General features: G+C 62.9%; 11 protein-coding genes. 7 read left to right on the top strand and 4 right to left on the bottom strand.

Annotated features, from left to right (window positions below):
- Window positions 1-158: 158 nt before the first annotated feature.
- The 3 genes from tyrS to F0A16_RS18685 all read right to left on the bottom strand — a co-directional run bounded on the left by tyrS (window position 159) and on the right by F0A16_RS18685 (window position 3,671).
- Window positions 159-1,358, bottom strand: a complete 1,200-nt coding sequence (gene tyrS, locus F0A16_RS18695) for a tyrosine--tRNA ligase (RefSeq protein ID WP_149437067.1) — start codon at window positions 1,356-1,358, stop codon at window positions 159-161.
- A 110-nt stretch (window positions 1,359-1,468) separates the two neighbouring features.
- Window positions 1,469-2,602, bottom strand: a complete 1,134-nt coding sequence (locus F0A16_RS18690; protein WP_149437065.1) for a PilT/PilU family type 4a pilus ATPase — start codon at window positions 2,600-2,602, stop codon at window positions 1,469-1,471.
- A 34-nt stretch (window positions 2,603-2,636) separates the two neighbouring features.
- Window positions 2,637-3,671, bottom strand: coding sequence for a type IV pilus twitching motility protein PilT (locus F0A16_RS18685; RefSeq protein ID WP_149437063.1), 1,035 nt, complete (start codon window positions 3,669-3,671; stop codon window positions 2,637-2,639).
- 40 nt (window positions 3,672-3,711) lie between these two features.
- Between F0A16_RS18685 and F0A16_RS18680 the strand changes: the two genes are divergently transcribed.
- The 5 genes from F0A16_RS18680 to metW all read left to right on the top strand — a co-directional run bounded on the left by F0A16_RS18680 (window position 3,712) and on the right by metW (window position 7,847).
- Window positions 3,712-4,422 (top strand): YggS family pyridoxal phosphate-dependent enzyme, encoded by a 711-nt coding sequence (locus F0A16_RS18680; RefSeq protein ID WP_149437061.1) that lies wholly within the window; start codon window positions 3,712-3,714, stop codon window positions 4,420-4,422.
- A 40-nt stretch (window positions 4,423-4,462) separates the two neighbouring features.
- Window positions 4,463-5,302 (top strand): pyrroline-5-carboxylate reductase, encoded by an 840-nt coding sequence (proC, locus tag F0A16_RS18675; protein ID WP_149437058.1) that lies wholly within the window; start codon window positions 4,463-4,465, stop codon window positions 5,300-5,302.
- 41 nt (window positions 5,303-5,343) lie between these two features.
- The gene (locus tag F0A16_RS18670; protein ID WP_149437056.1) at window positions 5,344-5,934 is read left to right on the top strand and encodes a YggT family protein; all 591 of its coding nucleotides are present in this window, start codon (window positions 5,344-5,346) and stop codon (window positions 5,932-5,934) included.
- Window positions 5,935-6,093: 159 nt separating this feature from the next.
- A complete protein-coding gene (gene metX / locus F0A16_RS18665) occupies window positions 6,094-7,251 on the top strand; it encodes a homoserine O-succinyltransferase MetX (protein ID WP_149437054.1) in 1,158 nt (385 codons plus the stop codon).
- Window positions 7,251-7,847 carry a methionine biosynthesis protein MetW gene (gene metW, locus F0A16_RS18660; protein ID WP_239023885.1) on the top strand — a complete coding sequence of 199 codons (597 nt, stop codon included), beginning with the start codon at window positions 7,251-7,253 and terminating at the stop codon, window positions 7,845-7,847. The genes metX and metW overlap by 1 nt, the downstream gene beginning before the upstream one ends.
- Before the next feature lie 59 nt (window positions 7,848-7,906).
- On the opposite strand, the gene sfsA is transcribed toward metW, so the two are convergent.
- A complete protein-coding gene (sfsA, locus tag F0A16_RS18655; RefSeq protein ID WP_149437050.1) occupies window positions 7,907-8,644 on the bottom strand; it encodes a DNA/RNA nuclease SfsA in 738 nt (245 codons plus the stop codon).
- A gap of 257 nt (window positions 8,645-8,901) precedes the next feature.
- On the opposite strand from sfsA, the gene dksA reads away from it, so the two are divergent.
- Window positions 8,902-9,339: an RNA polymerase-binding protein DksA gene (gene dksA, locus F0A16_RS18650; RefSeq protein ID WP_149437079.1), complete on the top strand. Its 438-nt coding sequence runs from the start codon at window positions 8,902-8,904 to the stop codon at window positions 9,337-9,339.
- 113 nt (window positions 9,340-9,452) lie between these two features.
- Window positions 9,453-10,355, top strand: coding sequence for a tRNA glutamyl-Q(34) synthetase GluQRS (gluQRS, locus tag F0A16_RS18645; protein ID WP_149437048.1), 903 nt, complete (start codon window positions 9,453-9,455; stop codon window positions 10,353-10,355).
- Window positions 10,356-10,646 lie beyond the last annotated feature (291 nt).

Below are 10,646 nucleotides of genomic sequence, written 5' to 3'. Positions count from 1 at the left end.
GCGTACTTTACGGACCCGAACCGGACTTGGCAAGCGCTGATTGCCACTTTTTGATCATCCGGTCCGACACGCTCTCCCTCGGCCAACCTCCAGATACCACAACGCCCGCGCAGGGCGGGCGTTTCGGATATCGACAAGAATCGAGCGACAAGTCTTACTTAGTTCAAGATGATGCGTGCGTAACGCTTCTTGCCGGCCTGGATCACATAGCGCTTGCCGGTCTCGAGCATCAGATCCTTGACCGCGACCTCCCCGTCGACCTTGACCCGGCCGTTACTGAGCATATCCTTGGCCTGGGCACTGTTGTTGGTCAGGTTGGCGCGGTTGAGCACGGCCGCGATCGGCGCCTGGGGAGCGCCCTCGAAATCCACCTCGACTTCCGGCAGATCGTCGGGCAGCTCCCCTTCCGCCAGCTGATTGCCCGCGGAGCGGTGCGCATTGGCTGCCGCTTCTTCGCCGTGATAGCGCGTGATCAACTCTCTCGCCAAGGCCATTTTGATATCACGCGGATTGGCCCCTTGCTCGATGTCACGACGAATCGACTCGATCTCGTCGTTGGACTTCAGCGACAGCAGCTCGAAGTAGCGCCAAATCAGGCTATCCGGCATCGACACGATCTTGTTGAACATCACCCCGGGTGTGTCGTCGACGCCGATATAGTTGTTCAACGACTTGGACATCTTCTGCACGCCATCCAGCCCTTCGAGCAGCGGCATGGTAATGACGACCTGCGGCTCCTGGCCGAAGTGCTTCTGGACTTCGCGCCCCATCAGCAGGTTGAACTTCTGGTCGGTTCCACCCAGTTCGATATCCGCCTTCAGCGCGACCGAATCGTAGCCCTGCACCAGCGGATAGAGAAACTCGTGGATCGAGATCGACTGGCCGGCGCGATAGCGCTTCTCGAAGTCATCGCGCTCGAGCATGCGCGCCACGGTGGACTGCGCCGAGAGTTCGATCATGTCGGCCGCCGACATCTCGCCGAACCACTCGGCATTGAAGCGCACTTCGGTCTTGTCGGGATCGAGAATCTTGAAGACCTGTTCGCGGTAGGTCTGGGCGTTGGCCTTGACCTCTTCCTCGGTGAGCGGCTTGCGCGTCACGTTCTTGCCGGTGGGATCGCCGATCCGGCCGGTGAAGTCGCCGATCAGGAAGATCACTTCGTGGCCGAGATCCTGGAACTGACGCATCTTGGTCAGCAACACGCTGTGCCCCAGGTGCAGGTCGGGAGCCGTGGGGTCGAAGCCAGCCTTGATCCGGAGCTTGCGACCGGATCCGAGCTTTTTCACCAGCTCATCTTCGATCAGAATCTCCTGCGTGCCGCGCTTGATCAACGCCAGCGCTTCATCGACCTCGGCCATCGTGTCCGTCTCCCTTACCAACGCTATCGAGCTTGAAAGGCGGCAATCTTAGCATGAGTCTCCGACCATCGTTGATCGGCGACACCGACGCCAAGCCAGGGCGCTTCCGGTCACTCGTCGTCGATCAGCGAGAATCTCGCGCCATCATCGCTCCCGTCCCCGGCGTCCCGGCGTTCGCCATACTTGATCAGCATGCGTAGATCGTTGGCCGAGTCGGCGTGAGCCAGCGCCAGGCTCTCGCTGATATCTCCACGCCGGAAAAGCTCGTAAAGTGCCTGATCGAAGGTCTGCATACCCTGACCTCTGGAGCGCCGCATCAAATCCTTCAACTCTGCCACCTCACCACGGCGGATCAGTTCGCTGATCAATGGGGACTTGAGCAACACCTCGGTCGCGACACAGCGCCCGACGCCATCCTGACGCGGCAACAGTCGCTGGGCGACCACGGCGCGCAGATTGAGCGACAGGTCCATCCAGATCTGTTCCTGGCGCGACGGCGGAAACAGACCGAGAATCCGCTCGATCGCCTGATCGGCACTGTTTGCATGCAGCGTGGCCAGACAGAGATGGCCGGTTTCGGCAAAGCTGAGCGCCAGCTCCATGGTGTCACGGCTTCGTATCTCGCCGATCATGATGACGTCCGGCGCCTGACGCAGGGCATTCTTCAGCGCGACCTCGTAGGATTCGGTATCGATGCCCACTTCCCGCTGATTGATGATGCCGCGCTGGTGCGGGTGCATGTACTCGATAGGGTCTTCGATACAGATGATATGGCCGCCGACCGTGCGATTGCGGTGCTGGATCATCGAGGCCAGCGTCGTCGACTTGCCGCTGCCGGTTCCGCCCACCACCAGCACCAGCCCGCGCCGAATGGAAGCCAACGTCCCCGTCACCTCCGGCAAGCCCAGAGATTCGAGATCGGGAATGTCGAAAGCGATTCGTCGAACGACCATCGCCGGCTGGCTGCGCTGGAAGAAGGCGCTGACGCGAAAGCGACCCTTGCCGCTCAAGCTCAGGGCGAAATTGGCCTCGTGTTCCGCCTCGAACGTCTCTCGCCGCCCCTGAGGTAGGGCAATGGCCACCAGCTCACGCACCTGATCCGGCTGCAGGGGCACGTCACCCAGCGCCACCAGCTTGCCATCCAGCTTCAGGCAGGGCGGCGCACCGGTGGAGATCAGGAGGTCCGAAGCCTGCTTGGCCAGCATGATATCGAGAAGTTGCTCAAACCATTGAGAGGGAGTCATGTCATGTCCTGATACCTGAATCCGGAGCGCGAACTCACTGGTCGAGCCCGGCGCGCGATTTGGCATGGGCTTCCTGGCGCGTCACCACACCACTGGCCACCAACTGGGAAAGCGCCGCGTCCAGCGTCTGCATTCCCAGGCTACCGCCGGTCTGAATCGCCGAGTACATCTGCGCGACCTTGCCTTCCCGTACCAGATTGCGAATCGCCGACGTCGCCACCAGGATCTCGTGAGCCGCAACACGCCCACCGCCTTCACGCTTGAGCAGCGTCTGCGAAATCACCGCCTGCAGCGACTCGGACAGCATCGAGCGCACCATGCCCTTCTCGTCACCAGGGAAAACATCGATGATCCGGTCGATGGTCTTGGCCGCCGACGTCGTGTGCAGGGTGCCGAACACCAGGTGCCCGGTCTCGGCAGCCGTCAGCGCGAGCCGGATGGTTTCCAGATCCCTGAGTTCGCCCACCAGAATGACGTCGGGATCTTCGCGCAGGGCCGAGCGCAGGGCCGGTGCAAAGCCCTTGGTATCGCGATGCACTTCACGCTGGTTGATCAGGCAGCGCTTGCTTTCGTGCACGAATTCGATCGGATCCTCGATGGTCAGAATGTGTTCCTGGCGGTTGCTGTTGATGTAGTCGATCATCGCCGCCAGGGTCGTCGACTTGCCGCTGCCGGTCGGGCCCGTGACCAGTACCAGGCCTCGCGGCAACATCGACAGGCGCCGGAAGACATCACCCAACCCGAGATCGTCGAGCGTCAGCACGTTGCTGGGAATCGTGCGAAAGACCGCGCCGGCGCCACGTCCCTGAGTGAACGCATTGACACGAAAGCGGGACACGCCGATGACCTCGAACGAAAAGTCGGTTTCGAGCGCGGCCTCGAAATCCCGCCGCTGTCGGTCGTTCATGACATCATAGATCAGGCGCCGGACCTGGCTGTCATCGAGCGCGGGCACGTTGAGACGACGCATGTCACCATCGACCCGAATCATGGGTGGCAGTCCGGCCGACAGGTGCAGGTCCGAAGCGTCGTGCTTTGCCGAGAACGCCAGCAGTTCGGTAATATCCATGGGCTTTTATTCGATCCCCTGCGTAAGGTCGCCATCCAGTATGCCAGAAGCATCGGTGTCCGAGTCTCTCTCCAGCGCCCGCGAGCGCCTCAAGACAGCACTGTCCGCGGCCGGCCGGCCGGAAGACGGCGCACGCCTGCTTGCTGTCAGCAAAACCAAGCCGGCAAATATGCTGCGCCTCGCCTATGCCGCCGGTCAACGCGCCTTCGGCGAGAACTACCTGCAAGAAGCCCTGGAGAAGCAGCAGGCACTGACCGATCTCGACGACATCGAATGGCATTTCATCGGTGCACTGCAGTCGAACAAGACCCGCGACGTGGCCGAGCATTTCAGTTGGGTGCATGGGGTCGACCGGGAGAAGATCGCCCGCCGCCTCTCCGAGCAGCGCCCGCCGGCGCTGGGTCCCATCGATCTCTGCCTGCAGCTCAACGTCAGCGGCGAAGCCAGCAAGGCAGGAGTCGACATCGACGACCTGCCGATACTCGCCGAGTCACTGCTGGCGCTTCCCAATCTTCGCCTGCGTGGCCTGATGGCGTTACCGGCGCCTAGCGACGACAGAGACCAGCAGCGTCACGCATTCCGCCAGGTCGCTTCCGCGCTGGCCGAGTTACAGCGCCGTTTTCCCGAAGCGCCCCTGGACACCCTTTCGATGGGCATGAGCGGCGATCTAGAGGCCGCCGTCCTGGAAGGCGCCACCATCGTTCGCCTGGGTACCGCCATCTTCGGTAGCCGCCCGCCACTCGGGAGCTGACGACATCGCTCCTTTTCAGATCGACCCCAAGGACCCAGTCATGACCGAATCGCCAAACGCCAACCGCATCGTCTTCATCGGTGCCGGCAACATGGCCAGCGCCATCTTCGGCGGGATGCTCGAGAGCGGCTACCCCGCCGATGCCATCGTCGCCACGTCACGCAGCCAGGAAAAGCGCGATGCCATCGGTCAGCGCTATGGTATTCGCGCGATGCAGGATAATCTGGCCGCGGTTGAGGAAGCGGATGTTGTCGTCCTCGCTGTCAAACCGCAAATGATGCGCGACCTCTGCCTGTCGCTGCGGGATAGCATTCAGGCCCGTCGGCCTCTCGTCATTTCGGTGGCGGCCGGGCTCGACGCCGCGACGCTGGACACCTGGCTGGGGGGCGATCTGGCCTTGATCCGCTGCATGCCCAACACGCCCTCGCTGGTCGGCGAAGGCGCGAGCGGCCTTTACGCCAACGACCGCGTCAGCGCCGCCGAACGTCAACTCGCGACCGAACTGCTGGAATCGGTGGGTCTGGTCGAGTGGGTGGAGGAGGAAGCCCAGATCGAAGCCGTGACTGCCATCTCCGGCAGCGGCCCGGCCTACTTCTTCCTGTTCATGGAGTCGCTGGAGGCAGCCGGGATAGCGCAGGGCCTGGCGCCCGAGAGCGCCCGCCGACTGGCGTTGCAGACCGCCTTCGGCGCCGCCAAGATGGCGCGGGAGAGCGAGCTCGCCCCCGCCGAACTGCGCCGACGCGTCACCTCACCCAACGGCACCACCGAGCGCGCGATCCACGCCTTCGAGGATGCCGGACTGGCCGAGATCGTTAGCCGCGCGACCCACGCCTGCGCGGAGCGCGCCCGCGAACTGTCGCGCGAATTGGGTCAGAACTGAACGAGCCGGAATGGAACCCGCCGAATCACTAGGAGAACGTAATGGGCAGTAATCTCGGAAGCGCCGGCCTGATGCTGGTCAACACGCTGGTCAACATCTATCTGTTTGTGCTGATGCTGCGCTTTTTGCTGCAATTCTCGCAGGCGGACTACTACAACCCGCTGAGCCAGGGGATCGTCAAGGCGACACAGCCGGTGGTCGCGCCGGTTCAGAAGATCCTGCGACCCGTCGGGCGCATCGATATCGCCACGCTGTTCGTGGGTTTTCTGCTCAAGGTGATTGTGATCACCGCCATTTTCCAGATTGCGGGTTTCGGCATGCCGCCGCTGCAGGGCCTGCTGCTGGCGGGCATCGCAGGCGTGCTCAATGCGATTCTCAAGATCTACTTCTTCGCCCTGATCATCATGATCATTCTGAGTTGGGTGGCGCCGCGCGCCAGTCATCCAGGAGCACTGCTGGTGATGCAGATCGTCGAGCCGATCATGGCCCCGGTGCGCCGCGTGATACCGCCGCTGGGCATGATCGATCTCTCGCCGATCGTGGTGTTCATCGCCATCAATCTGCTCGATAGCGTCGTCGTCGGCTCGTTGGCCCGTGCCGCCGGCCTGCCGGGCGCCCTGGTCGGCTTCTGAGCCACGCCGGCCGCCTCCGCCGCCCGTCCCGCATGTTCGACGACGATCCACGCCAGAAAAGTTCATGGACCGTTGACGAGTAGCGGCTGGCGGCGTCCGGGCACTCACCGATGTGAATCGGCCACGTGCCCTCGCTGAACCTGGAGACTATCCCGATTCATGTCCGCTTCCTTTCCGTCAGACTCCGTCGGCCTGGTCACACCGCAGACCGCGACATTCGAGTCGCCGCTGGCCCTGGCCTGCGGCAAGACCCTCGAACGCTTCGAGCTGGTCTACGAGACCTACGGCATGCTCAACGCCGAGCGCAGCAACGCGGTCCTGATCTGTCACGCCCTTTCCGGTCATCACCATGCTGCGGGCTTCCACAGCGCCGACGAGCTCAAGCCCGGCTGGTGGGACGCCTACATCGGCCCCGGCAAGGTGATCGATACCGACCGCTTCTTCGTTGTCTCGCTCAACAACCTCGGCGGTTGCCACGGTAGCACCGGCCCCGGCAGCGTCGACCCGCAAACCAGCCGCCAGTGGGGCCCCACGTTTCCGGTCATGACGGTCGCGGACTGGGTCCACAGCCAGGCGCGCTTGGCCGACCGGCTCGGCATCGAGCGCTTCGCCGCCGTGGTGGGCGGCAGCCTCGGTGGCATGCAGGCAATGCAGTGGACGATCGCCTATCCGGAGCGCGTGGCCAACGCGGCGGTGATCGCCGCGACCCCGCGACTGTCGGCGCAGAACATCGCTTTCAACGAGGTGGCACGGCAGGCGATCCGCTCGGATCCCGATTTCCACGATGGCTGGTACGCCGACCACGGCGCGATTCCCAAGCTGGGCCTGAAACTGGCCAGGATGATCGGCCACATTACCTACTTGTCCGAGCACTCGATGGGCTCGCGCTTCGGCCGCGACCTGCGCAGTGACCAGTTGAATTTCGGCTACGACGTCGAATTCCAGGTGGAGTCCTACCTGCGCCACCAAGGTGATACCTTCTCGACCCGCTTCGATGCCAACACCTATCTTCTGATGACCAAGGCGCTGGACTACTTCGATCCCGCCGGCCAGTACGACGGCGATCTAGCAGCCGCGCTGGCGCCGGCCGACTGTCCATTCCTGGTTGTCAGCTTCACCACTGACTGGCGTTTCGCCCCGGCCCGCTCGCGGGAATTGGTCAATGCCCTGCTGAGAGCCGGCAAGGCGGTCAGCTACGTCAACGTCGACTCCCCGCATGGGCACGACGCCTTCCTGCTACCCAACGACCAGTACGAGTCGATCTTCGGCAGCTTTATGCGGCGCATCGATGCCGAGCTCAACGGAGGGACGAACTGATGCGCGCGGATCTCGAACTGATCTACGACTGGGTGCCCGAAGATGCCCGCATCCTCGACCTGGGCTGTGGCGACGGTACGCTGCTGGCGGCGCTGGCGCGCCACAAGAGCGTCACCGGCTACGGCCTCGAAATCGATCCGGAAGGGATCTCGGCGTGCCTGACCAAAGGCGTCAACGTGCTCGAGCAGAATCTCGACGACGGCCTGGGCAATTTCGTGGACGATGCCTGCGACCTGGTGATCATGACCCAGGCACTGCAGGTCCTGCGCCGCCCGGACACCATGCTGGACGAAATGCTGCGGGTGGCCCCGGAGTGCATTATCGCCTTCCCCAACTTCGCCTACTGGAAACACCGGCTTCACCTGACTTTCCGTGGTCGCATGCCTGTTTCCCGCTCCCTGCCCCACGCCTGGTACGATACGCCCAATATCCACCTGTCGACGTTCCAGGACTTTGCCAAACTGTGCCGTGACAAGGGCGTCACCATCGTCGACGAGGCCGTAGGCAGCGCCGAACACGAGGGGCACTGGACATCGCGGCTCTGGCCCAATCTGTTCGGCGAGACGGCCATCTTCCGGGTCAGACGCGGGCGCTGACGGCCTCCATCGCCTCCACACCCGCGCTAATCGCCCTCGTCCATCAGCGTGGCGGCGGGCTACCAAATGCCTTCGAGATCCACCGGCAGGCGTCGTGCCAGCTCCATCGCGACAGGACGACCCTGCACCCGCGTCACCCGGCAACCATAGGCCAGCACTTCAACACCGCGCTCGGCGACCGCCTGAAGCGTGCGTGCGTACACAGGATCGAGATGCGTCGCCGGCGCCACATCGTCGATACCGGTGTGCGCCGCGCAGAACAGCAGCACCCCGCGATGGCCCTGGGCAACGAGTTGGGCCAGCACCTCGAGATGGCGGCTTCCACGCTCGCTCACCGAATCGGGAAAATAGCCATGTCCGTCACTCTCCTTGAGCGTGACTTGCTTGACCTCGACGAAGGTATCGCGCCCCTGTGCCTCTCTCAAACGGAAATCTAGCCTGGCCCCCTCGACGCTGGCCTCTCGCTTGAGCTCGACGAAGCCAGCGAGCTCCGGGACGAAACCGCCGCGCAGTGCCTCCTCGACCAGCGCATTGGCACGCCCGGTGTGCACTGACACGAGATCGAAGCCACCCGTGCCATCGGGCAATTCGATCAGTTCCCAGGTCCACGACAACTTGCGGGCGGGGTTGGTGCTCGGCGACACCCAGACACGGCAACCGGGAACGTTGACGGCGCGCATCGAGCCGGTATTCGGACAGTGCGCCACGACTTCGCGGCCATCCTCAAGCTCGATGTCGGCCAGGAACCGCTTGTAGCGTCTCAACAATATGCCAGGGAGAAGAGTGGGATAATTCATGTGGTGCTGAATCCAGAAAGACGAAAGCCCAGAGAGGTTCGGTCCAGAGAGACGATAGTCGCGGCATCCCCCACCCGGCGGATGCCCCCGATTTCCCGGGTTCACGAACCGGGATGAGAAAAATAAAGCGCCCATTCGGTTGCAAAGCGACAACTTTTTCGCTAAATAAGCATGGCTTCGGGCAGTGGCAGACGCTGCCCCGGCCGATACTCGGCCAGACACACGCGTCACGACACTTGCGTAACGAGGCAGCCCCCATGCCAGTAGCGGAAAAGAAAACGGAAGCGCCCAGTCAATTCACCCCGTACCAGCCGGCGCCGGGTGAAGAGTATATGAATGACAAACAACTTGCGCATTTCCGTGAGATCCTTCTGGGCTGGAAACAGGATCTGATGGAAGAGGTCGACCGTACGGTTCGCCACTTGCAGGAAGAAGCCAACAACTTCGCAGACCCCGCCGATCGCGCTACACAGGAAGAGGGTTTCAGCCTGGAGCTGCGTACGCGCGATCGCGAGCGTAAGCTGCTCAAGAAGATCAATGAAACGATCGAGAAGATCGACGAGGAAGACTACGGCTTCTGCGAGGCCTGTGGCGTCGAGATCGGCATTCGCCGCCTCGAAGCCCGCCCCACGGCGACGCTCTGCGTCGACTGCAAAACGCTGGCCGAGCTCAAGGAAAAGCAGCTCGGCGGCTGAACGGCTTCGGTTGCCGTAGATACACGACGGGCACCTTGATCGGTGTCCGTCTTGCGTTTCGCGCTATCCTCGCGGCACTCGGCACTGCCATATCCCACGTAACGAGCCGCCTCATGACCACTGCTCCGCCATCTACGTCGGGCTATATCGGCCGTTTCGCGCCTACGCCCTCCGGCCCGCTCCACCTGGGTTCCCTGGTGGCGGCGCTGGGCAGTTGGCTGGATGCCAGAGCAGCCGGCGGCCATTGGCTGCTGCGCATCGAGGACATCGATCCGCCACGCTGCCCTCCAGACGCCGTCGACTGGATTCGCCGCCAGTTGGAAGCGTTCGGCCTGGAGTGGGATGGGGAGATCCTCCATCAGAGCTCCCGTGGAGCGTCCTACCAGGCGGCGCTGGACCGTCTGATCGCCGACCGAATGGCCTATCCCTGTGGCTGCTCGCGGCGCGAGTGGCAGCAGCATGGCCATTACCCCGGCTGGTGCCGCCATGGCCCACTTCACCCCGGGCGCGCCCAGGCCTGGCGAATGAGGACCGACAAGGGCATCCAGCCGGTGTGCTGGCAAGATCGCCTGTTCGGGAGCCAATGCCTGGACCCGACCACCCAGGGCGACGTGGTCATCAAGCGCAAGGATGGCCTCTGGGCCTATCAGCTCGCGGTGGTGGTCGATGATGCGAAGCAGGGCATCACCGATGTGGTTCGCGGCTTCGACCTGCTCGACAATACCCCCTGGCAGCGACAGCTCCAGGTCGCACTGAACTATCCTGAGCCGCGCTACCTGCATCTGCCGCTGATCCTGGGCGAGGATGGCCAGAAGCTGTCCAAACAGAATCTCGCGACCGCCATTCCCCACGATGGCACTCTGGCTCGACCGGTACTCCATCAGGCGCTGAAACTGCTGGGTCAGGCGCCATCTCCCACGCTACGCCAGGCCGACGTATCCACTCAATTGGCACACGCTCTCGAGCATTGGTCCCCCCTTGCGATGACCGCGATCCCGGGTCGACGGCCGGATTGAGGCCCTTCTGCAAGGTTTATCGCCGCCGCCTGCCTGACGTTCGAAGCGCGCCATTCCGCGCCGCCGAAACCGCTTCTCCCTTCGATTGAAGACTATTGTCTAAGCGAAACTCGCGCCGTTTTGCGCCACCCTGTCGCCATTGCGCAGAAGGGGCGCACCACAATTACGCATGATCCGCTGCAGATGCCCCCTTATGAATCATCCGGGTGCCTCCATGCTGGTCGCCATACGACGACCAGCATGGACAGACAAGCACAAATAATTGATTTTGTTTAAAAAAACAAGGAGTGG

The sequence above is a fragment of the Salinicola corii genome (assembly GCF_008298015.1).
GTDB lineage: Bacteria > Pseudomonadota > Gammaproteobacteria > Pseudomonadales > Halomonadaceae > Salinicola > Salinicola corii.
The sequence above is the reverse complement of the archived record's forward strand: the minus strand, read 5'-3'. Positions and strand labels throughout refer to the sequence as shown.

What these genes read in the sequence shown, in the direction of transcription:
- tyrS (WP_149437067.1), bottom strand. Translation starts at nt 1,358, where the DNA reads ATGGCCGAGGTCGATGAAGCGCTGGCGTTGATCAAGCGCGGCACGCAG.
- F0A16_RS18690 (WP_149437065.1), bottom strand. Translation starts at nt 2,602, where the DNA reads ATGACTCCCTCTCAATGGTTTGAGCAACTTCTCGATATCATGCTGGCC.
- F0A16_RS18685 (WP_149437063.1), bottom strand. Translation starts at nt 3,671, where the DNA reads ATGGATATTACCGAACTGCTGGCGTTCTCGGCAAAGCACGACGCTTCG.
- F0A16_RS18680 (WP_149437061.1), top strand. Translation starts at nt 3,712, where the DNA reads ATGCCAGAAGCATCGGTGTCCGAGTCTCTCTCCAGCGCCCGCGAGCGC.
- proC (WP_149437058.1), top strand. Translation starts at nt 4,463, where the DNA reads ATGACCGAATCGCCAAACGCCAACCGCATCGTCTTCATCGGTGCCGGC.
- F0A16_RS18670 (WP_149437056.1), top strand. Translation starts at nt 5,344, where the DNA reads ATGGGCAGTAATCTCGGAAGCGCCGGCCTGATGCTGGTCAACACGCTG.
- metX (WP_149437054.1), top strand. Translation starts at nt 6,094, where the DNA reads ATGTCCGCTTCCTTTCCGTCAGACTCCGTCGGCCTGGTCACACCGCAG.
- metW (WP_239023885.1), top strand. Translation starts at nt 7,251, where the DNA reads ATGCGCGCGGATCTCGAACTGATCTACGACTGGGTGCCCGAAGATGCC.
- sfsA (WP_149437050.1), bottom strand. Translation starts at nt 8,644, where the DNA reads ATGAATTATCCCACTCTTCTCCCTGGCATATTGTTGAGACGCTACAAG.
- dksA (WP_149437079.1), top strand. Translation starts at nt 8,902, where the DNA reads ATGCCAGTAGCGGAAAAGAAAACGGAAGCGCCCAGTCAATTCACCCCG.
- gluQRS (WP_149437048.1), top strand. Translation starts at nt 9,453, where the DNA reads ATGACCACTGCTCCGCCATCTACGTCGGGCTATATCGGCCGTTTCGCG.